Origin of the sequence: Campylobacter ureolyticus (assembly GCF_013372225.1) — a bacterium.
GTDB classification, from domain to species: domain Bacteria; phylum Campylobacterota; class Campylobacteria; order Campylobacterales; family Campylobacteraceae; genus Campylobacter_B; species Campylobacter_B ureolyticus.
The window spans coordinates 1,712,985-1,735,644 of the sequence record NZ_CP053832.1; the positions used below are offsets into that span (position 1 = coordinate 1,712,985).

The 22,660-nt window shown below is 30.7% G+C and carries 16 protein-coding genes, 5 tRNA genes and 3 rRNA genes; 10 read left to right on the forward strand and 14 right to left on the reverse strand.

Annotation, left to right across the window (positions count from 1 at the left end):
• Positions 1-110: 110 nt before the first annotated feature.
• The 4 genes from CURT_RS08760 (at position 111) to CURT_RS08775 (ending at position 2,236) form a co-directional block, all read left to right on the forward strand.
• Positions 111-187 (forward strand) — tRNA-Ile (locus CURT_RS08760).
• Positions 188-340: 153 nt separating this feature from the next.
• Positions 341-559, forward strand: coding sequence for an Arm DNA-binding domain-containing protein (locus tag CURT_RS08765; RefSeq protein WP_018713869.1), 219 nt, complete (start codon positions 341-343; stop codon positions 557-559).
• Between the two features lie 9 nt (positions 560-568).
• Complete coding sequence (locus CURT_RS08770) at positions 569-1,273, forward strand: hypothetical protein (RefSeq protein ID WP_018713870.1); 705 nt, start codon at positions 569-571, stop codon at positions 1,271-1,273.
• A gap of 135 nt (positions 1,274-1,408) precedes the next feature.
• Positions 1,409-2,236 carry a hypothetical protein gene (locus CURT_RS08775; protein WP_115651871.1) on the forward strand — a complete coding sequence of 276 codons (828 nt, stop codon included), beginning with the start codon at positions 1,409-1,411 and terminating at the stop codon, positions 2,234-2,236.
• Positions 2,237-2,412: 176 nt separating this feature from the next.
• Here CURT_RS08775 and CURT_RS08780 read toward each other — a convergent pair.
• From CURT_RS08780 to mraY, 6 genes are all read right to left on the reverse strand, one after another.
• Positions 2,413-2,489 (reverse strand) — tRNA-Arg (locus tag CURT_RS08780).
• Between the two features lie 284 nt (positions 2,490-2,773).
• Positions 2,774-4,513: a lysophospholipid acyltransferase family protein gene (locus CURT_RS08785; protein ID WP_018713925.1), complete on the reverse strand. Its 1,740-nt coding sequence runs from the start codon at positions 4,511-4,513 to the stop codon at positions 2,774-2,776.
• Between the two features lie 128 nt (positions 4,514-4,641).
• Entirely contained in the window at positions 4,642-4,998 is a 357-nt protein-coding gene (locus CURT_RS09630; RefSeq protein ID WP_018713926.1) for a sigma factor-like helix-turn-helix DNA-binding protein, read from the reverse strand.
• Between the two features lie 54 nt (positions 4,999-5,052).
• A tRNA-Phe gene (locus CURT_RS08795) sits at positions 5,053-5,128 on the reverse strand.
• 73 nt (positions 5,129-5,201) lie between these two features.
• Positions 5,202-6,407: a UDP-N-acetylmuramoyl-L-alanine--D-glutamate ligase gene (murD, locus tag CURT_RS08800; RefSeq protein WP_018713927.1), complete on the reverse strand. Its 1,206-nt coding sequence runs from the start codon at positions 6,405-6,407 to the stop codon at positions 5,202-5,204.
• A 4-nt stretch (positions 6,408-6,411) separates the two neighbouring features.
• Positions 6,412-7,476, reverse strand: coding sequence for a phospho-N-acetylmuramoyl-pentapeptide-transferase (mraY, locus tag CURT_RS08805; RefSeq protein WP_018713928.1), 1,065 nt, complete (start codon positions 7,474-7,476; stop codon positions 6,412-6,414).
• Positions 7,477-7,561: 85 nt separating this feature from the next.
• Between mraY and gpmI the strand changes: the two genes are divergently transcribed.
• Positions 7,562-9,025, forward strand: a complete 1,464-nt coding sequence (gene gpmI / locus CURT_RS08810) for a 2,3-bisphosphoglycerate-independent phosphoglycerate mutase (RefSeq protein ID WP_018713929.1) — start codon at positions 7,562-7,564, stop codon at positions 9,023-9,025.
• Positions 9,026-9,043: 18 nt separating this feature from the next.
• The gene (locus tag CURT_RS08815; protein ID WP_018713930.1) at positions 9,044-9,367 is read left to right on the forward strand and encodes a hypothetical protein; all 324 of its coding nucleotides are present in this window, start codon (positions 9,044-9,046) and stop codon (positions 9,365-9,367) included.
• Positions 9,368-9,582: 215 nt separating this feature from the next.
• On the opposite strand, the gene CURT_RS08820 is transcribed toward CURT_RS08815, so the two are convergent.
• Positions 9,583-9,834: a ComEA family DNA-binding protein gene (locus tag CURT_RS08820; protein WP_018713931.1), complete on the reverse strand. Its 252-nt coding sequence runs from the start codon at positions 9,832-9,834 to the stop codon at positions 9,583-9,585.
• A 661-nt stretch (positions 9,835-10,495) separates the two neighbouring features.
• Complete coding sequence (locus CURT_RS08825; RefSeq protein WP_143297708.1) at positions 10,496-10,720, reverse strand: hypothetical protein; 225 nt, start codon at positions 10,718-10,720, stop codon at positions 10,496-10,498.
• Positions 10,721-10,882: 162 nt separating this feature from the next.
• On the opposite strand from CURT_RS08825, the gene CURT_RS09635 reads away from it, so the two are divergent.
• The 4 genes from CURT_RS09635 (at position 10,883) to CURT_RS08845 (ending at position 14,123) form a co-directional block, all read left to right on the forward strand.
• Positions 10,883-11,014 (forward strand): type II toxin-antitoxin system RelE family toxin, encoded by a 132-nt coding sequence (locus CURT_RS09635; RefSeq protein ID WP_408609400.1) that lies wholly within the window; start codon positions 10,883-10,885, stop codon positions 11,012-11,014.
• A 168-nt stretch (positions 11,015-11,182) separates the two neighbouring features.
• Positions 11,183-12,205, forward strand: coding sequence for an IS1595 family transposase (locus tag CURT_RS08835; protein ID WP_018713961.1), 1,023 nt, complete (start codon positions 11,183-11,185; stop codon positions 12,203-12,205).
• Between the two features lie 11 nt (positions 12,206-12,216).
• Positions 12,217-13,041, forward strand: coding sequence for a hypothetical protein (locus CURT_RS08840; protein ID WP_018713960.1), 825 nt, complete (start codon positions 12,217-12,219; stop codon positions 13,039-13,041).
• Entirely contained in the window at positions 13,041-14,123 is a 1,083-nt protein-coding gene (locus tag CURT_RS08845) for a site-specific DNA-methyltransferase (RefSeq protein WP_115651837.1), read from the forward strand. Before CURT_RS08840 ends, CURT_RS08845 begins: the two co-directional genes overlap by 1 nt.
• A gap of 560 nt (positions 14,124-14,683) precedes the next feature.
• On the opposite strand, the gene rrf is transcribed toward CURT_RS08845, so the two are convergent.
• The 6 genes from rrf to CURT_RS08875 form a co-directional block, all read right to left on the reverse strand.
• A 5S ribosomal RNA gene (gene rrf / locus CURT_RS08850) occupies positions 14,684-14,802 on the reverse strand.
• A gap of 224 nt (positions 14,803-15,026) precedes the next feature.
• A 23S ribosomal RNA gene (locus tag CURT_RS08855) occupies positions 15,027-18,027 on the reverse strand.
• A gap of 775 nt (positions 18,028-18,802) precedes the next feature.
• A tRNA-Ile gene (locus tag CURT_RS08860) sits at positions 18,803-18,879 on the reverse strand.
• Between the two features lie 3 nt (positions 18,880-18,882).
• Positions 18,883-18,958: transfer RNA gene (locus CURT_RS08865), tRNA-Ala, on the reverse strand.
• A gap of 146 nt (positions 18,959-19,104) precedes the next feature.
• Positions 19,105-20,616: ribosomal RNA gene (locus tag CURT_RS08870) — 16S ribosomal RNA — on the reverse strand.
• Together the 16S, 23S and 5S rRNA genes with 2 tRNA genes alongside form the textbook arrangement of a ribosomal RNA operon.
• 635 nt (positions 20,617-21,251) lie before the next feature.
• Positions 21,252-22,631 carry an ankyrin repeat domain-containing protein gene (locus tag CURT_RS08875; RefSeq protein ID WP_018713368.1) on the reverse strand — a complete coding sequence of 460 codons (1,380 nt, stop codon included), beginning with the start codon at positions 22,629-22,631 and terminating at the stop codon, positions 21,252-21,254.
• Positions 22,632-22,660 lie beyond the last annotated feature (29 nt).

The window sequence follows — 22,660 nt, forward strand, 5'->3', positions numbered from 1 at the left end:
CAATTTTTAAAATTTTTTGGATGCTATAATAATAATTTTCACATAAATAAAAAAATTTAGGAAAATTAAAGTTTTAATTGTGTATAATTACGGTTCTTTATTTTACAAGTGGGTTCATAGCTCAGTTGGTTAGAGCATCCGGCTCATAACCGGATGGTCCTAGGTTCGAGTCCTAGTGAACCCACCACTTACATATTTCAAACTTCCATTTTTTATCACAAAATGCCTAAAATAGGGTTTTTAACTAAGCATATGTTTTTAAATAAGTGCTAATATGCTATAATATCTACAAATAATTATGTAACCTATAATGTAACCTTTAAGCAAAAAAGGACACAAAATGGCTAATGTAGGCAAGATAAATTTAAGCGACAAAGATATTAGAGAATTACCAGTAAAAGATAGAAAATATTTTAAAACCGTAGGAAATCCAACTGAATTATATATAAGAGTTTATCCAAGTGGAAGAAAAAGTTTTGCTATAAGATACAATAATAAATTTACCACTATTAAAGAATTTAGACAATATCGCCAAAATTACGCGAAGTTAAAAAGCTAATGAGATAAAGTGAAAAAGATAAAATCACTTCTTATTGGAATTATCGCACTTACAACTTTAACTGGTTGTGCTGAATTTCTTGTGAATTTTACAGCAAAAATTTTGATTCTTTTGGGAAGTGAGCTGATCGCTGCACCTTTTCAAAAACTAAAAGGCACTTTAAAGTGTAAAAATGGCACTCCCAATATAGAAACTAAATACATAGAAGACTATGCAAAATTTGCACTAAATTTGACAAATAATCTTAATAGTAAAATTGAGTTATCCCACAAACTAGCCAAAGAAGAATTTGATAAAGGAAGTAAATTTGTAACTCTATCTAACAATCCAAACTATGGCACTTACATCATCAGTTTAGAAAGAAAAACACCTTTTAAAGAAAAAATTGATAGGATAGGACTTTACACAAAAGAAGAGGGTCTTAAAGTTGAACCAGCTATTTACAACGAAGCAAATAAAACTATAATGCATAAAGTGCTTGCAAATAAAGAAATATATTTTAAAAATGAAGAAAAAGTCATAAAAAATGAAAAAAGGGGCATGAGCTTAGCATATTGCGGAGATAGGTACTATTACGAACTTTTTATTGTTGGTGGATATAGAGTTAATTTTACAACAAGTGACATAGATAATCCCAGCTATGATTTTATAAATATTTTGGTTGATAAAAAGTTTTGCGATGCCTACTTAGAAGAGATTAAATATTGCAAATAAAATTGATGAGTTTGTTGTGAAATAGTTAGATTTGGAAGTAAAATTTCGCTTTGGTTTTTTGTGCTAATGTATTGATTTAGAAAATTTATGATAGAATAGTTTTGTAAATTTAGCCCATAGTAAAAGGAGTTTAAGATGAGAGTGGCAGCTGTTTTGCTTCTATTAAATAGCTCTCTTTTGTTGGCAAACAATAGCTATATTGAACCAATTAATAAAAATCCACCTAAAAATTTAAGCTATCTTATATCTTGGATCAAAAATATGGATATCAAAACTGATGATGTTTATAGCTCTGAGATAGCGCCATCTTTGCACTCTTACGCAAGTTTTGAAAATCTGTTAGAAGGCAAAAAAGTCTATCGGGACAATAACAAAACTTGGCAAAGAAAAAAGAGAGCACTTGGCATAGAGTTTGACTATTTTTGCGATAAATTTTATGATGATTTGCTAAATTTAGAAAATATTTTAGTTCATAAACCGGTTGTTAACCATACTTCATACGACAATGAAAGATTTCAAAAATATATGGGTAATTGCCTTTCAATGCTTCATTATGCACAACAAAATCAATTAATTGAAGATAGCCCCGATTCATATAGTTTATATGACAATATAAATATTGGATATGGCAGTCAAATTTTTATAATTGAGCATAAAAATAGCGATACTGTCGTTACCTATGAAAAAGATTATTGTGATAATTTTAAAGACAGAGCTAATTTATACTATGTTCCAACTAGATATAATGATGAATACTATGCTAACACTGATAATAGCTTGCAAGATTTATATTTTGGGATTATAAAGTATAAAAATGAGGACTATATTTTACAAATATCAAAGCCTGATATTGCTATGAAAAATTACGATGTGATATATGTAGAGATAAAAAACGATATTCCTGTTGGTTGGCGTTGGAATATGGGTGATGTTTGCAGTAGGACATATTTTAAGAAGAGATAAGACTAAAGTAGGATGGCTTGGTAAAATGGCTAAATTTGACTTCAAATTTAAAGAGCTTAAATTTAATTAAAGAGCTTTAAATTTCATTTACAGAGTTTAAATTTCATCTATAAAGCTTTAAATTTCAATAGGGAGTTTAATAAATAGAGATGTCTAAATAGTAGGAAATTGCAGGCTGGTGTCCCCGGCGAGGTTTGAACTCACGACCTCAAAATTAGAAATTTTGCGCTCTATCCAGCTGAGCTACGAGGACAAACTTAGCAAAACTCTTAAATCCAAAGCAAAGAGTTACCTAGAATTAAATTAAATTTGTAGATATTCTAAACCAAAAAAGGGCGAGAAAAAATTCCCACCCTTAAATTTGATTAGCCATTTTTGGCATTGGTTAAAGTAGTCCACCATTAACATATTTTAGACATTGCATATTTTTTAAAAAAACTATAATTTTATACAATAAATATTAATTTTGTATTTAAATATCCTTTTATAATTCCAAGCTATATAAATACAAAATATAAAAATTTAAAAAACCTAAAATTACTCCAAGTCCCCAATATATCTTTTTCTTTTTGCTTCTTTTATCTTTTCTGTTTGAACCAAAATAAATCCATCAGCACAATCTTCAAAATCTGTATCTATACCAAAATCTAAAAACTCAACACCGCCTTCATCGCATAATTCACTATATTGTTTATACAAAGTCGGAACCGATAAATCAAAATTTGCCAAACTTTCTTTTAGAATTTTAAAATCTTCTTCGTAGTTTTGTCCACAAAACAAAAGATCTAACTCCTCTTTTTCAGCTTGAGAAATAAAATATCTGTTTTTAGAAACTACTATTTCTTCCTTAGAAGTAAAATGTTTCTTATAAAAATAAATCATCATATCTCTCGCGGTTTTTGGATAGTTTGCACTTATACTAACAGGTCCAAACATATATTTTGTCTCCGGGAATTTCTTAATATAAGCACCAATTCCATACCACAAATAATCTAGCGCCCTTGTACCCCAAAATTTTGGCTGAACAAAGCTTCTGCCAAGTTCAATTGAGTCTTTTAACAAAAATTTAGCTTCATTTTTAAAACTAAATAGAGTTTGAGTATAAAGTTTTTTGCTATCTAAAGTAGGATTTATTTCATTTGTAACACCGATTCTATAAGCTCCAACTATCTCTTTTAGCTCTGTGTCAAATAAAACTAAATGCTCATAGTAAAAATCAAACTCATCAACATCGCACTCCTTTCCAGTTCCCTCACCAACTCTTCTAAAGGTAAGTTCTCTAAGCCTTCCAATTTCTGTAAGAAGTGCTGATTTATTTGAAGTTTTGCAAAGATAAATTTCTTTGCCATCTTTTGTTTTTCCTAAATTTAAGCCTTTTAAAACCTCGTCATAGACTTCATTTATGTCAACCTTATCGACCAAACATCTCTGAGTTTTAAAAATAGTTTTTCTATTTTTTCCAATATTATAAAGGTGTCTTTGAATTAATTTTAATGTATTATCTGGAGATTTTATCTCAGGCAAAATTAAATTTTTATAAGGTATCATTTCACCTATTTTTATAGTTATGCTTTTATTTTTTTTATTCATAACCTCATGACCTAGTAAAAGCCCTGCAAGCGGCTTATAAATAGCCGAGATTGCATAAAATAAAGAAGAATTTCTAGCATTTACAAATATCGGAACAATCGGAGCTTGGGCTTTCTTAGCAAATTTTAAAAATCCCCCCTTCCAATTTAAATCCTTTATGCCAAAAACTTTTGCACGAGATACCTCACCAGCTGGAAATATAATAATCGCACCTTCATTTTTAAGATGCTCGTCAACTGATTTTATAGCCTCACGAGAGCTCTGATTTGAGATATTATCAATTGGAATTAGCATATCACTAATTGGATCAAGTTTCATTAAGAACTCATTTGCTAAAATTTTAACATCTTTTCTAACGCCATTTATTAAATGCATCAAAGATAAAGCGTCAAGTCCACCAAGTGGATGATTTGATATGAATATTACTCTACCGCTTTTTGGGATGTTTTGAAGTGAAATATTATCTATTTTATAAGTAAAATTTATAGATTTTAAAAATCTATCAATTATTTCTTTATTTTTTGCATCTTTATTTTTTAATATAAAATCATTTAATTTATCTTCATAGAAAAGTTTTTTTAATAAGCCTATGAGCAAATTTGAAATAAATTTAGGATATTTTGTGAAAAGTTTTGGGTATTTATCATTTAGTGCCTTTTCTAAATCTACTATTTTTTTTTCTTGCAAATTTGATTCTCCAAAATATGTAATTATATGAAAGCTAATTATAGCTAAAATTAGCTTAGTTTATAAATTTAAGAACTTTTGATTTGAAACAAATTTGTAAACTAAGTTATAAAATTTTATAAGCTAAATTAGTCTTTTATATAATCATACAGTTCTTTAATTAATTTTGGATGCTTCATCTTTTTTATAGCTTGATCTTGAATTTGTCTGACACGTTCTCTTGTTATATTTCCAAGGACAATACCAATCTCTTCCAGGGTATAAGAGTTAGAATCGGAACTTGGTTTTATTTTATTTTCTTTTAGGATTTCTCTGATTTTTTTGGCTTCTAAATCTTTTATTTGGCAATAAATGTCAAATTTTAGGACTTTAAGATCGAAAACTTCCTTGTCTGAAGCAGTCTTTAAAAGCTCTTTTACCTCATCTAATTGAGAATTAGCTTCGAAAAGTAACTCGTTGATTTTTTGCAAATTAGTGGAAGGCATTTATTATCTCCTAGAATAAACATAAAGCAAATGCATAAAAAACTAACGCGAGAATGGTGGTTAGAGGCAGAATCGAACTGCCGACACGCAGATTTTCAGTCTGCTGCTCTACCGACTGAGCTATCCAACCACTGAAAAAAGAATTATAATTATATATAAACCAATCTTAAAATAAGGTTAAATTTTATCAAATTATTGAAAATTTATAGTTCTTGAACAAATTTTTTAAATAGATTTCCTCTCTCTTCATATGAACTAAACTGATCTAAACTCGCGCAAGCTGGACTTAAAAGTGCAACTTCATCATTTTTTAAATTTATATCTATGTTTTTTACAGCATTTTGTAAAAACTCACACTTATATGCTTTAATGTTAAATTTCAAAGCCAAATTTAAAATTTTTAAAGTATTTGAACCAATCGCATAAATTTCTAAATTATAGCCTTTAAAATTTTCAAACAAAGGTGCTAAATCAACGCCTTTATCATCTCCACCTAAAATTAAATGAATTTTTTTATCTCTGTATCTTTTTAGAGCTTGAATTACAGCATCTAAATTTGTAGCTTTTGTATCATTGACCCAAAGTCTATTTTTACTATCTTTAAATTCCTCAACCCTATTTTTATCTATTTTAAATGTATTTAAAAGATCTAAATTTAAACTATTTGTAGCAAATTTTTCTATGCATAAGGCAAGCAATGCATCCATTAAAAATGGTACTTTAAATTTGATATCTTTTAAATTTGCACCGCAAATTTTGGCTAGGTCACTTTCATCTTTATAAAAATAAATTTTTGCTTTTGATTTAATGCCATCATATTTTTTAGGAATAATGGCAACTGAGCCTTTACCCATCATACTCAATGGTTTTAGCTTTGTCTTTTCATACTCTTCAAAGCTTCCATGCCAGCTTATATGATCTGGAGTTATTGGTAGTAAAGCATAAATTTGTGGAGCTGCAAATTTGGTATAGTAAATCGTAAAAGAGCTTGTTTCAAGTATCCAAAATTTGGCTAATTTATCTAAATTTGCCAAAGGCTCGCCAACATTTCCACCAATTACTGCATCGTTATTTTTTAAAACAAGTCCAGCCATTTGCGTGGTTGTAGTTTTACCATTTGTTCCACTTATCCAAATTTTAACAGGGGATGTATCTTTAAAATAATCATACTCACTTATTAAATTCTTAGCTTTTTTTACTAATTCGTGATTCCTAGGAAAACCTGGACTTGGGATTTCAAGAGTGCTTTTTAACGGATCAAATTCACTTACTGGAAGTAAATTATTTCCAAACTCATCTTTTGAAATTTCATTAAATTTATTATCATAAATATCCCAAACACCATTAAATTTGACATTTCTTGCAATTGCCTTAGTTGTTTTTCCATAACCAAAAAGCGATTTTCTCATAACACTACCTTAATTTTATAGAGGCTAGAGCAATAATATTTGCAATTAATGCAATTATCCAAAATCTTATAATTATTTTGTTTTCAACCCAGCCTTTTAACTCAAAATGATGGTGTAAAGGAGCCATCAAAAAAACTCTTTTTTTAAAAATTTTAAAACTTCCAACTTGTAAAATTACACTTAATGTCTCAGCAACAAATATAAATCCAACCAACATAAGTAAAAATTCATTTTTACTTATAATTGCACTATATCCAATAAAGGCTCCAACGCTTAAACTTCCACTATCTCCCATAAAAATTTCAGCTGGATGACAATTGTACCACAAAAACCCTAGCATTGAGCCAATTAGCGCAGCACAAACAACCACAACTTCGCCAACTAGACTTACCTTTGGCAAAAACAGATATTCGCTAAAAAGTGCATGCCCACTAAGATAGATAAAAACACCCAATGTAAGCACAGCAAAAACTGAGGGAATAGTAGCTAGACCATCAAGTCCATCAGTTAAATTTACAGAATTTGAGCTAGCCGTAATAACTAAAACCCAAAAAAGTATAACACCATACTTTAAATCAATTATAGAATTTTTATAAAATGGAATAAAAATCTCACTAGAAAGCCCTGAAAACATAAATAAAATTAGAGCAATTACCAAAGAAAATAAAATTTGAAGCCTAAATTTTGTTTTAGCCTTTAAACCTGCTTCGTTTTTTTTACCAGCAATTTTAGAAAAATCATCCTTAAAGCCAATGTATGAAAAAAACACAAGCGTCATAAGAGCTGATAACACATAAATATTTGTAAGTTTTGCACATAAAAATGAGGCGATAATAGAACTTCCCACAAAAACTATTCCACCCATTGTTGGAGTGTGATTTTTTGACTTGTGAGATTTTGGAGCAAGATCGTAAATTGGCTGATTTGCTTTTTTTACTTTTGCCCATTTTATAAATTTTGGCATTAAAAAAATAGTCATAAAAAATGATATAAAAAATGCGAGTCCAGCTCTTGCAGTAATATAGCTAAATATGTTAATATTAAAAAATTCATATAAAAAATAAAACATCAAACACCTTTTGACAGCTTTTAAAAATTTAAAAGGGTAATTTTACTATAATGTTGCTTAGATAATTATTTTAAAGAAGGTTTTGATGAAACAAAAAGTAGTTTTAGTTATAACTGATGGGATTGGATTTAATAAAAGCAATGAATTTAATGCATTCAGCAATGCAAATAAACCAAATTATGAGTGGCTGTTTGAAAACAGTGCAAATTCACTTTTAAAAACTTCTGGCGAGGCTGTAGGGCTTCCAAAAGGACAAATGGGAAATAGTGAAGTTGGACATATGAGCATTGGAAGTGGGCGAATTTTATACCAAAACCTAGTTAAAATAGACAGAGCAATAGAAAACGGCTCACTAGAACAAAATAAGACTTTACTAAATTTATTAGAAAAACATAAAAGAATACATATTATTGGGCTTTATAGTGATGGCGGGGTACATTCTCACCTAAATCATTTTGATTTTATGTGTAAATTTGCAAAAGAAAATGTTTGCGAAGTTTTTGCACACGCAATAACTGATGGACGCGATGTAGCACCAATAAGCGGAATAAATTTTATAAAAAAACTTGAAAAAAATGTAAATTTAGTGAGCATTAGTGGTAGATTTTATGCTATGGATAGAGATAATAGATGGGATAGAATTAAAGAATTTTATGAAACAGTGGTACAAAACAAAAATAAACTTGATATAAAACCATCTGATTATTTAGAAATTTCTTATGATAAAAAAATCAGCGATGAGTTTATAAAACCTGCGAGTTTTAAAGATTTTGGCGGTATTAAAGAAAATGATGGTGTGATTATAATAAATTTTAGAAGTGACCGTGCAAGAGAGATGTGTATGGCATTTGGCGATGAGAGTTTTAATGAATTTAAAAGAGAACATAATATAAAAAATATCATAACCATGACTTCATATGATGATAATTTTAATTTTGAGATTCTTTTTAAAAACGAGGAAATTAAAAATACTTTAAGTCAAACTATTGCAGATGCTGGCTTAAGACAACTTCACACTGCTGAAACCGAAAAATATGCACATGTGACGTTTTTCTTTAATGGAGGAACTGAAGAGCCATGCCTAAATGAAACTAGAATTTTAGTACCAAGTCCAAAAGTAAAAACTTATGATGAAAAGCCGGAAATGAGTGCTTATGATGTTTGCAAAAATGTAATAAATGGAATAAATTATGGGTTTGATTTTATTGTAGTAAATTTTGCAAATGGTGATATGGTCGGACATACTGGAAATTATGAGGCATCTATCAAGGCTGTTGAAGCTGTTGATGAATGCATAGGAAAGATACTAAAGGCTGCAAAAAAGCAAAATTATGCTTATATTCAAATTTCAGACCATGGAAACTGTGAAGCAATGCGGGATAAAAAAGGCGAAATTTTAACAAATCATACCACTTTTGATGTATTTTGCTTTGTAATGGCAAATGAAGTTAGTAAAATCAAAAACGGTGGATTAAATAATGTCGCACCGACAATTTTGAAAATAATGGGACTTGATATTCCAAAACAGATGGATGAAGCGTTATTTTAACAACCTTAAGGAAAATATTTGAAAATAAATGAAAAAAATAAAAGAGTAAAATACTTAAGAGCTCTTGATAGATTTGTAAAATCAGCCATTAATATTTTAAAAAGAGAAGATTTTGATGATGAAATTTTTAGAAAAAGAGTTGAAAAAAATACACAAACATTAGAAAAAGTAGAGCCCGTTTTATTAAATGATCCATACACAAAAGCTTTAGAAAATTTCGCTAATTCAGTAATACAAAATAAAAATAAAGATGAACTTTTAAGGGAAGCAAATTTGCTAGATAAGCTTAAAAATTCAAAAAACTATAAAAAAGAAAAGCATAAAAAATTTGATGAATGTTAAGAAATAATCACCTAAACGGCACTGCGTATCAAACCATGTAAATCAACTCTAGACAATATAGTCCTATTCGTTAATTTTATATATTTTAAATTCAAACTATATCATAAATACAATTTATAAAAACTATAGACACCTTAAGAGTACAAATTTAAAGTGTCTATGTGTAAGCCCATAGAAGTGATATTATCTAATAAAATAAAGCAATATTCCTAAAATTACTTCTTATTATCCTTAACTTCAATATCTTCTTTTATTGATTCAAACTTCTTATCACCTATGCCTTTTACATTTTTAATATCTTCTATTTTTGTAAATTTATTCTCTTTTCTATATTCTATTATAGCTTCTGCTGTAGCCTCTCCAATACCCTTAAGAGTCATAAGTTCTTCCTTGGAAGCAGTGTTTATATTTACAGCACCAAACAACAAACTAAAACTAAAAACAAATAATAACAATAGTCTTTTCATAAATATATCCTTTAAATAATAATATTTATTCAGTATATAAAATATATATTAATATATTCTAAACTAGCATATATTATTTAACATATTCATTAATATTACAAAGCGAAAAAATTTAATTAATTCATATTAAATTCATATTTAACTAAATTTACTTTTATAAATTTGATTAATTTAAGACATAAAAAGAGCTATTATGATAAATATTTGTTTTTACATCTTTATTTGTTAAAAAAATTATTTCTATGATAGTTGTCGCCAAACTGATTATTATTAGTTTTATTAACACCTAGTTTTTAGTTGTCTTGCTTAGTATTTTGTTTATTCTAACATTAACTTTCATGTATTTACTCCTTTTTCAATGGTTTTATCTATTACTTTTGAAGTTTTTATCATATTTTTTACTAAATAGTTGAGCCAGAAATATCACCAAAATTTGATGTACCCATACCATCCGAGGCTCCTATAAAAAAGCCCTCTAATTTTCTATCTTCATTATGCCAAATACCCTCTAATTTCACCGCCTATATAGCTAACTATTATGTTTTAGCCATGCTTTAAGTAGTAAAACCATCTTTTATTTTATTATTTAAGTTTTGCTTTGGCATACTACCACCAAAAGATACTGTTTGAAACGGATGTGCTTGAAGTCTTAGCCGTAAATCTATTTTAGTGAGGATATGCTGAAGTAGTGGCTTCTTTTCATATTTAGATTATCTGTATTTTTAGCATAATATCTTTCACTGGAGTTGGTTAAGGGCAGCTTATCCGTAAAAAAAGCATCGCTGAAAGTCTTGTCTTTTTCTCTAGTTATTTCATAAGATGTTATTATCCATTTATTTTCACCACCATTATTAAACCCTTGATAATCATAATCTATAATATTCATCCCATTTTATGACATACAGTAATTGAACATTGCTTTAAATCCTAAACATTGCAATCTACAAACTCATTAGAAGTAAAGTTCATAATATCACCATGAGTAATATGTAAGGCGTAGACTATTAAACATGAAAAACGGCTCATTATAAATCAAACTGTAAAAAAGATAAAAGGCAATGAATATAAAGATGTCTTTCGCCTAAAACTTAGAAGCTATAAAGTTTTTTATAAAAAGATATATAATGAACTTATTATTTTAGTTTTAAGAGTTAGAGATAGAAAAGATATCTATAAGTGATCTAACGCTCAAACAGATAAAGCTCCAAAAAATTATTACTAAAATCAGTTGGCTAAAAACAAACTTCTTTTTTATTATCTTTTGGCTCTGTTAAAATATTTTATTGATTTTTAAGCTAATTTATATTATAATTTCCTATATAAAATAACGATAGTAAGGAGGTTTGCGATGAAAAATAAGACAACAGAGTTAGATATAATTTTACAGCTTTTTAACTCTCTTTCAAATGATGATAAAAAATCATTCATAAAAGAGATAAAAAATAAAGAAACTTCTAACAAAGTATCTATCAAAAAAGAGATTAAATATTGTCCTCATTGTAAATCTACTAAATTTGTTAAAAATGGAAAAAGTAGCAATACTCAAAGATTTTTATGTAGAGATTGTAATAAAACATTTACTACTACAAATAATACGATATTTTTTAGTGTTAAAAAAGATATAAAAACCTGGAAATTATATATTCATTGTATGATAGAAAAATATTCACTTAGAAAAACAGCTAAGATTTGTAATATTTCACTACCTACTGCATTTGCTTGGAGACATAAAATTTTAGATGCTTTGCAAATTATGATGAGTGAAGTTGAATTAAATGGAATAGTTGAAGCTGATGAAACTTTTATACCGCTATCTTTTAAAGGTAATCATAAAAATTTTAAATTGCCACGCTTAGCAAAGAAAAGAGGAACACCTGCTACTAAGCGTGGATTAAGTAGAGAGCAGGTCTGTGTAAGTTGTGGAATAAATTTAAATTGTTTATCTATTGCAAAAGTATCAAATCTTGGCAAACCTAAATTAAAAGATTTAGAAAAGGTTTTAAATGGTAAAATTATAAAAGATAGTATGTTTGTAACTGATAGTTTTAGAGCTTATTTAAAACTTGCAAAAGATATGGAGTTAAGTCATATTAGAATACCAAGAAACAAATATAAAGCTGGAACATTTAATATTCAAACTATAAATAGTTATCATAGTAGATTGAAAGCAATGATAACTTATAATTTTAAAGGTGTTTCAACTAAATATCTTAATAACTATCTTGTTTATCATAATTTTGTAAATTTTGCAAAAGACAATAAAAATGACAAAGAGATAATTCTATTTGATTTTATACAAGAGAATGATTGTATAAGTAAATCTATTAACATCGCTAATAGACCAAATATACCATTGCCAGATGTGGCTTAGAAAGGGAAACAATGACACTATGGACACAAAACAGCTTAGAGCTTGCAAATAATTATGATTATTTAGACAGATTATATTCTGTTTATCCTGTAATATCTAATATAAGAAGAAATTTAGATCAAGAAACTATTAATGAATTATCATCCATGCTTACAAGTCCGCCAAATTTTGAACGAGGTAATTTATTAAGATTATTATTAAATTTAGATATTTTTCCTATTAAAGATTCTTATGTTGCATATCTTAGACGAGATAGAAGTGCAATTGATCGCAATCCAAATACTGTATGTAGAATTGAAAATATAATTGTAAATATGGGGCTTACAAATGTTTTGAATGAGATTACTAGACCTATTGAAGCAAATAGACAAATGGGTCAACATTTTAAAAATTGGGTAAATTCTACTAATTTTAATTTTGATAAAACAGATAATATAGATGTCTTTTTAAATACAGATACGCTAATGGTTTTTATTGGCAATGATAATATTATGTTAAATTTAGCAAAAGATATTTTTGGATACACAGGGAATAAAGGAATTGATTTTATTGCAAAAAGAGGTGAAAATGTAGCAATAGGAGAAGCTAAATTTCTTACAGATTTTGGTGGTCATCAAAATGCACAACTAAACGATGCTAAAAATATTTTACTAGATGGTTCTTTTACGCCTTGCGATTATCAAATTTTTCCTATTGCAATATTAGATGGTGTATTATATATTCAAAATACAGCCACTAGAATGACTAAAAATCATATGTCTGAGTTTGTTAATAATTCAACTAATGAACTTATAATGTCTGCATTATTGCTAAGTAGTTTTGTGGTTACGTTATAATGTCTATATCTTTAAATTATGATATAAAAAAGACTGAAATTGAAATTTTAGAAAAAATAAATAGATGTTCATCAGATAAATTAAATGTTATATATTCAGATCAAAAAACTAAACTTATATATCAAGATAATTTTCAAGCAATGTCTATTTTATTAAAAACATATAATAATAAAATAGATTTAGTTTATATAGATCCCCCTTTTAATACAGGTCAGGATTTTTTTTATTCAAATTCTAGAACATCTTCAATATCTAATTCAGAAACAGATAAATTAGCATATAGTGATATTTTTGAATTAGATGATTATCTAGAATTTATTAGAGAAAGACTTTTTTTGATTCATAAATTATTAAGCGATAAAGGAACTTTATATTTACATATTGATATAAAAATGGGACATTATATTAAAATTATATTAGATGAAATATTTGGAAAAGATAATTTTTTGAATGAAATTACTCGTATAAAATCAAATCCTAAAAACTTTAAAAGAAAAGCATATGGAAATATAAAAGATACAATTTATGTCTATGCTAAAAAAAAATGTATGCAAATTTTTAATGACATATCTATAAAACTTAGCGATGAAGAGCTTTTAAAAAAATTTCCTAAAATAGACAAAAATGGCGAAAGATATACTACTGTTCCTTGCCATGCACCAGGTGAAACACTAAATGGAAACACTGGAAAAAAATGGCGTGGCTTATTACCGCCAAAAGGAAGACACTGGAGAAGCTCTCCTGATGAATTAGAAATGTTAGATAAAACAGGTTTAATAGAATGGTCAAAAACAAACAACCCTCGCATTAAAAAATATGCAAAAGATCACAAAGGAAAAAAAATACAAGATATTTGGGGTAATTTTAAAGATCCACAATATCCAAAATACCCAACTGAAAAAAATTTAGAAATGTTAGAGCTTATTGTAAAGCAATCGTCTAATGAGAATTCTATTATAATGGATTGTTTTTGTGGTAGTGGCTCCTTTTTAATTGCAGGTTTAAAAAATAATCGTAATGTTATCGGAATAGATATAAGTGAGCAAAGTATGAAAATTTCAAAGCAAAATATTATAAAATAAAAATTTAATTTTTTAATAAAATCAATAAAATATTTTAACAGAGCCTATCTTTTATAAAAACACTACATAACTAATAAAAACTAATCTACATAATAAATCTTTTTTAAAATAAAATATAGCTAGCACTATAAAAATATAAAAATGAAGCTTTTTTGAATTTCGACAGTGTTCCAGCTCAAATATTACAAAATATAGCAATATCATATTTCATACTCCATATTTCATATACTTCATATATATGATTTCTACTAAATTTTAGTAAAATTTGACTATTTTAAAAATACTAAATTTAGGCAAATCTTTACACTATATAGAATAATTATTCAAGACCAGATATCAATGAAAAAGTCCTGTTTTATTTTGACAAAAATTGATTTTATTTAAAATTTAATTAAGACTATAGTTTTAAAAAAACAGCTTAGATTTGTTACATTTAAAAAACTAAAATATCATTACACAAATAAGATAAATAAAAGAAAAAAATATTTAAAAATTCAATTTTACTAGATAGGTTGTTTAAAAATAAATATTGTAGTAAGTAATAGTTAGTATAAAAACAAAGTCCGCAGTGACCTACTTTCCCAGCATCCCAGTAAGGGAGAGTATCATCAGCCACGATGTGCTTAGCTTCTTGGTTCGGGATGGAGCAAGGCGTTTCCACATCTGTATAACCACGGACAGTGTTAAATAAAAATATTTAAATAAATACTCTTATTAAACACTGTTAGTTAAATTGTTAAAAGTCTAAGTTTTAATATTTAAAACTGTAAAACTTGTTTAAAGAATAGTATTTATCCTTAACAAGGAAGTGATGCTTAACTCTACTTCTTGCATTTGTGCAACAAATCTTTAGTATTTGCTACTTTAAGTCGGACTTTGTTCGACTGCTAAAAGTAGATAAAAATAGATAAGCAAACGAGCTATTAGTACTGGTCAGCTAAATGACTTACATCACTTACACACCCAGCCTATCAAACTTATAGTCTATAAGAGCTCTTAAAAGAAGATTAATCTTGGAGTTGGCTTCGAGCTTAGATGCTTTCAGCTCTTATCACATCCCAACTTAGCTACTAAGCGGTGCCCTTGGCAGGACAACTTATACACCAGTGGTTGGTTCAACCCGGTCCTCTCGTACTAGGGTCAACTCTCCTCAATCTTCTTACGCCCACGGCAGATAGGGACCGAACTGTCTCACGACGTTCTGAACCCAGCTCGCGTACCGCTTTAAATGGCGAACAGCCATACCCTTGGGACCTGCTCCAGCCCCAGGATGCGATGAGCCGACATCGAGGTGCCAAACCTCCCCGTCGATGTGAGCTCTTGGGGGAGATCAGCCTGTTATCCCCGGGGTACCTTTTATCCTTTGAGCGATGGCCCTTCCACACAGAACCACCGGATCACTAAGACCGACTTTCGTCTCTGCTCCACTTGTCGGTGTCGCAGTTAAGCTGGTTTTTGCCTTTATACTCTACAAACGATTTCCAACCGTTTTGAACCAACCTTTGTAAGCCTCCGTTATTATTTGGGAGGCGACCGCCCCAGTCAAACTACCCACCAGACATTGTCCTACCTAAGGATAACTTAGGCTAGTTAGCTACCCGAATAAAGAAGAGTGGTATCTCAAGGATGACTCCTTATAGACTAGCATCTATAGATCATAATCTCCCACCTATCCTGCACATCTTTATCCAAGTAGCAGTGTCAAGCTATAGTAAAGGTCCACGGGGTCTTTCCGTCTTGCCGCGGGTAGGAGGAATTTTCACCTCCACTACAATTTCACTGGATCCCTCTTTGAGACAGCTCCCATCTCGTTACGCCATTCATGCAGGTCGGTATTTAACCGACAAGGAATTTCGCTACCTTAGGACCGTTATAGTTACGGCCGCCGTTTACTCGGGCTTCGATCAAGAGCTTTGCTAATGCTAACTCCATCAATTAACCTTCGAGCACCGGGCAGGCGTCACACCCTATACATCCACTTACGTGTTAGCAGAGTGCTGTGTTTTTGGTAAACAGTCGGGAGGGACTCTTTGTTGTAACCTCTAGGGCTTGCACCCTGGTAGGCACACCTTATACCGAAGATACGGTGCTATTTTGCAGAGTTCCTTAAAGAGAGTTCTTCCACGCGCCTTAGAATACTCATCCCACCCACCTGTGTCGGTTTACGGTACGGGCAATTATTACTAAACTTAGAAACTTTTCTTGGCTCTATAGTATCATGAATTCTTACGCTACTCCGAAGAGCTTTGTAAGCCTTTAAGCTTTCGGATAAAGAGTTACGGATTTGCCTATAACTCAACCTACGACCTTAGACTAACTATTCCATCAGTTAGCTCCACTAACTTTAAGCGTCCTTCCATCGCACATAATAATTGGTATTGGAATATTAACCAATTTTCCATCGCATACCCCTTTCGGACTTTGCTTAGGACCCGACTAACCCTACGATGACGAGCATCGCGTAGGAAACCTTGGGTTTTCGGCGATCAGGATTCTCACCTGATTTAACGCTACTCATGCCTGCATGCTCACTTGTATTTGCTCCAACGCTCCTTACCGGTACATCTTCAACGCTAAATACAACGCTCTCCTACCACTTGCACACAACTTAATTCTTTTAGCTTAAGATATTTTAAAACTCTTTGCTTTGCAAAAACGCTATCGCTAGTTTTAAATATAACTTATACACTTTGTTTTATAAAGAACTAAGTTGTGTGCAAGTCTACGACTTCGGTACTTATTTTAGCCCCGTTATATTTTCCGCGCAAAATCACTAGACCAGTGAGCTATTACGCTATCTTTAAAGGATGGCTGCTTCTAAGCCAACCTCCTGGTTGTTTAAGTAACTTCACATCGTTTTCCACTTAAATAAGATTTTGGGACCTTAGTCGGTAGTCTGGGTTGTTCCCCTTTTGACGACGGATTTTATCACTCGCCGCCTGACTGCTATGATTACATTAAAGGTATTCGGAGTTTGATAGGGTTTGGTACATTGGTGTATGCCCTAGCCCATTCAGTGCTCTACCCCCTCTAATTACTACATAACGCTATACCTAAATATATTTCGGAGAGAACCAGCTATCACGAAGTTTGATTGGCCTTTCACCCCTATCCACAAGTCATCCCAAGACTTTTCAACGTCAGCGGGTTCGGTCCTCCGCCGGCTCTTACACCGGTTTCAACCTGCTCATGGATAGATCACTTCGTTTCGGGTCTGCAATATCTGACTAAACGCCCTATTAAGACTTGCTTTCGCTACGGCTCCGGATTTCCTTAACCTTGCCAGATATCACAACTCGCAGGCTCATTATGCAAAAGGCAGTCCATCACACGTCATAAAGAATCGTGCTCTGAATGATTGTAAGCAAATGGTTTCAGGTTCTATTTCACTCGGGTCACCCCCGTTCTTTTCACCTTTCCCTCACGGTACTTGTTCACTATCGGTTTGGTAGTAGTATTTAGGGTTGGAAAGTGGTCTTCCCAGATTCAGACAAGGTTTCACGTGCCTCGCCCTACTCAGGATACTGTTAAGTAAAAAAGAGTTTTCATATACGGGAGTATCACCCTCTATGCTTAAACTTTCCAGATTATTCTATTAACTCTTTTTAGTCTATGTTACAGTCCTACAACCCCACTAGTAAACTAGTGGTTTGCCCTTTTACGATTTCGCTCGCCGCTACTTTCGTAATCTCATTTGATTTCTTTTCCTGTGGGTACTAAGATGTTTCAATTCCCCACGTTTGCTCCATATAGGTAGTATATATCACTATATACTGGGTTTTCCCATTCAGAAATTCCCGGATCAAAGCTCCTTGACAACTCCCCGAGACTTATCGCAGTCTAGCACGTCTTTCATCGCCTCTACCAACCAAGGCATCCACCATTCGCTCTTAGTAGCTTACCTTTTTTGACTTCGCAGACTAGCAAAGCTAGTCTTTACGAGCAAGGGCTACACCCTTTGCAAACCTCTAAAGCTATTAAGATTTACCCAAAACTTCGTTTGTCGTAAATCAATATTAAGGTTTTACTCGTAAAAACAAAAATTAAATTTGATTAAAATTATTTAATACTTAAACTTAATAAAGTTGCTTGTCTTTGAAGTTATTAGAATTATTTATTATGTTGATATTCTAATTCGCATCACTTCCTTGTTAAAGATAAAATAATGATTTATTTTATAATGTTTATATTATATAAATTAAGACGGAAAGAGATTATAAACTATAAAGTAAGTTTTAAAAACTTTATTGTTTCGTGTATAATCTTTAAACTTTTAAATTTGATAACAGTTAAATTTAAAAGATTTGCTTTTATGTTTATATAGATATAAAGCTTTAACAAGTCCTGTAAAATTGTTTTATTTTATTAAAACTTTTTGTGACTTTTAACAATGATAATTTAAATAACATTTAGATTATAAAACCTAATTAGAAAATTAACATATAAGAGATAATTGATTTTTATCAACTTTATTGTTTAACTCTCTAATTAAACTTTATAATAAAAAAATAAAGTTTGGTATTTTATCTAATAATACTTATATTTTTATAAAATTAAAAATAGTTTATTTTAATAAAAAACTATCATCTAAAATATAGTTATTTTTATTATAAAATACTTCTTTGTTAAACTATGTATTATATAAGCTTTATATAAAAATAATTTTTATATTTTTTTAATGGTGGGCCTGATAAGACTTGAACTTATGACCTCACCCTTATCAGGGGTGCACTCTAACCAGCTGAGCTACAGGCCCTTATGGTGGAGAATAGCGGGATCGAACCGCTGACCTCCTGCGTGCAAAGCAGGCGCTCTCCCAGCTGAGCTAATTCCCCTTTAGCTCTATTACTAATTTTAAAACAATCTCTGAAAACTAAACAAGGATGATTGAGTTAGTTGTCTATTACACTATAAGTATAAATATTAACACTTATATCTTTCTTATAGATATCTTGTGAGAGAATATCTATTTGTACTCTAGAAAGGAGGTGATCCAACCGCAGGTTCTCCTACGGTTACCTTGTTACGACTTCACCCCAGTTACTGATTCCACTGTGGAAGGTAGCTATTTTAGCATCCCTGCTTCGAGTGAGATCAACTTCCATGGTGTGACGGGCGGTGAGTACAAGACCCGGGAACGTATTCACCGTAGCATGGCTGATCTACGATTACTAGCGATTCCGGCTTCATGGGGTCGAGTTGCAGACCCCAATCCGAACTGGGACATATTTTATAGATTTGCTCCATCTTGCGATATTGCGTCTTACTGTATATGTCATTGTAGCACGTGTGTCGCCCTGGACATAAGGGCCATGATGACTTGACGTCGTCCACACCTTCCTCCTCCTTGCGAAGGCAGTCTGTTTAGAGTGCTCAGCCGAGCTGTTAGCAACTAAACACGTGGGTTGCGCTCGTTGCGGGACTTAACCCAACATCTCACGACACGAGCTGACGACAGCCGTGCAGCACCTGTCACTAAATTCTAGTAAACTAGCACTTTCTAATCTCTTAGATGTTTTTAGGATGTCAAGTCCAGGTAAGGTTCTTCGCGTATCTTCGAATTAAACCACATGCTCCACCGCTTGTGCGGGTCCCCGTCTATTCCTTTGAGTTTTAATCTTGCGACCGTACTCCCCAGGCGGTATACTTAATGCGTTAGCTGCATTACTGCCTTGACTAGCAAAGCAACAACTAGTATACATCGTTTAGGGCGTGGACTACCAGGGTATCTAATCCTGTTTGCTACCCACGCTTTCACGCCTCAGCGTCAGTTAGGTTCCAGCAGATCGCTTTCGCAATGGGTATTCTTCTTGATCTCTACGGATTTTACCCCTACACCAAGAATTCCATCTACCTCTCCCCTACTCTAGACTATCAGTTTCCTAAGCAGTTTAGTGGTTAAGCCACTAGATTTCACAAAAGACTTGATAATCCGCCTACGCGTCCTTTACGCCCAGTGATTCCGAGTAACGCTTGCACCCCCCGTATTACCGCGGCTGCTGGCACGGAGTTAGCCGGTGCTTATTCATCAGGTACCGTCATTATTCTTTCCTGATAAAAGGAGTTTACGCTCCGAAAAGTGTCATCCTCCACGCGGCGTTGCTGCGTCAGGGTTTCCCCCATTGCGCAATATTCCTTACTGCTGCCTCCCGTAGGAGTTTGGACCGTGTCTCAGTTCCAATGTGACTGATCATCCTCTCAGACCAGTTACGCGTCATAGCCTTGGTAAGCCATTACCTTACCAACTAGCTGATACGATATAGTCTCATCCTACACCGAAAAGACTTTCCCTATTTAACTTATGTTAAATAGGAGTATGAGGTATTAGCAGTCGTTTCCAACTGTTGTTCCTCTGTGTAGGGCAGATTAACTATATATTACTCACCCGTGCGCCACTAATCCATCCTAGCAAGCTAGGACTTCATCGTTCGACTTGCATGTATTAGGCACGCCACCAGCGTTCACTCTGAGCCAGGATCAAACTCTCCATAAAAAATATTATGAAGTTTTTAATCTAAAAACTTTTATTATTTATCTTTAAATAAAAATAAATTATTATTTAATACCTTTATATATAATACAAAGATATTGTTTTTAATTTCTAGCTCAATCGATCACTTGTTTAGATTTCAAAGATTAACTTTAAAATTTGATTTTTATAGTTTAACATTAATAATTTAAAAAACTCGTTTTTTATAAAAAAGAACTTATTTAAACAACTCGTTTAAGAGGTCTTTCGTAAAACGGAAATGAAATTATACAAACATAAAGCTTAAAGCTTGATTAAAGTGGGGGAAAATGTTGGAAGAAATTTGGGGAATATGAAAAAATAGAGTTAGAAATTATGGAAATTGATTAAAATCTACAAATTTGTCAAGTTCTGACCTTTTTAAATTTGATTTTTGTAAAATAGTAGCATTAGTTTAAATGAAATAGATGTAGTTTTAAATTTGAAGCAAAGCTATTATAAATTTTGTGCTTTGATGAGATGTTAAGCTTTGGCATTGTTTGTCCTTTTAAAATTTATTTATTATAATTTTATCACTTTTTAGTAATAATTTAGCTACTGTTCTTTTAAGTAATAAGTTTTTATAAATTCTTTTTCGTTTTTATTTGTACTCACATGTTTTAAAATATATATATTTCTTGAATTTTTTCTTTTCCGCCTTTATAATAATAGTATTCATATATTTCTTTTAATTCATCTGATGATAATTGCTTATATGGTTCAATGATATAATCTGTTTGATTCTTATCTATAAAAATAACTCTATTTTTTTGTGTTGAAAATAATATGTCCTCTAATTTGTCTGTCAGTCTTAAGTCGTTTTTAAATTTTATATAATCTTTTATATTTTTAAAATTTGCATAATCTTTCGAGCAATATTTTTGATAAACATTTCTTGACATGCTATTATATTTTAAAAAATAATTTCCATTATCATCTATATCAATTGCACCAATAATGCTTAAGATATAAATTTTATAGCAATTTTCATACTCTTTTTTCATAAGTTCTTCTGAGGATTGTCCTGAGACATTGTGTTCAAGTAGCAAATCTAGCATTGGTTCAAAGTTTGGGATATCTTCTAGCGGTTTATATAAACTATGGTTATATTTTAATTCATCCATAGATAAATTATAGTCAAACATATCTCTTTTTGATTGTTTTGCAAGAATCATATGATCATCAATATCTTCTTTTGTAAAAATATCATTTATGGAATTTCCAACTTCTACTTGGTCGTATTCATTTATACGATTATAGGTATATGGTTTGTAGCCATCTCTAAATGCCATTTTTGCAAGCTCATAGGAGTTGCTATAAACTAAATAATCAAAAACATAAACTGCTGGTTTTGAATGGTTGTGATTAAATTCTATATCTTTATAAATAATATTAACATTATCTCCATCCACAATTAGTTTTTCCATGTTGTAGTAATTTGGCAAGTTAGTTAAATAATATTGTATAACTTTTGCTTCTTCAAATTTAATCCCATTATTAAGTAAAATTTTAACTACTTTTATACTATTCATAGATAAAGCATAAGCAAAAGGGTTTAAACCTTGCTCATCTTTAGCTCTAATATCTGCACCAAGATTAATTAACTCTTTTGTTGTGTTTTCATCTCCCCAAAAACTAGCATACATTAAAGGTGTAACTCCACCATGCAATCTATAATCAACACTAATATTATTATCTTTCATAAAGGATAAAATTTTATTTGTATTTTTTGACTTAAGAAGTTTTTTAAGCTCTATATCTTTAAGTGGCTCTTCAACCACATTTGGCTTTGAGTTATAATCTATATCCCAATATCTAAAACTAAAACTATCAACTTCTTCTTGTGTAACATACTTTGAAATTTCAGAACCTGGTTTTATAACTGTATCAGCTGTAACTGTGAAGTGAGAATTTTGAGAGAGTTTAAATTTATTATAAACTATAAAAGCAACTAAAATTAAAGTTATAATTATAAATGAATTTAAAAATTTGTTTTTCAAATTTAACCTTTAAATATAAATTTATAATT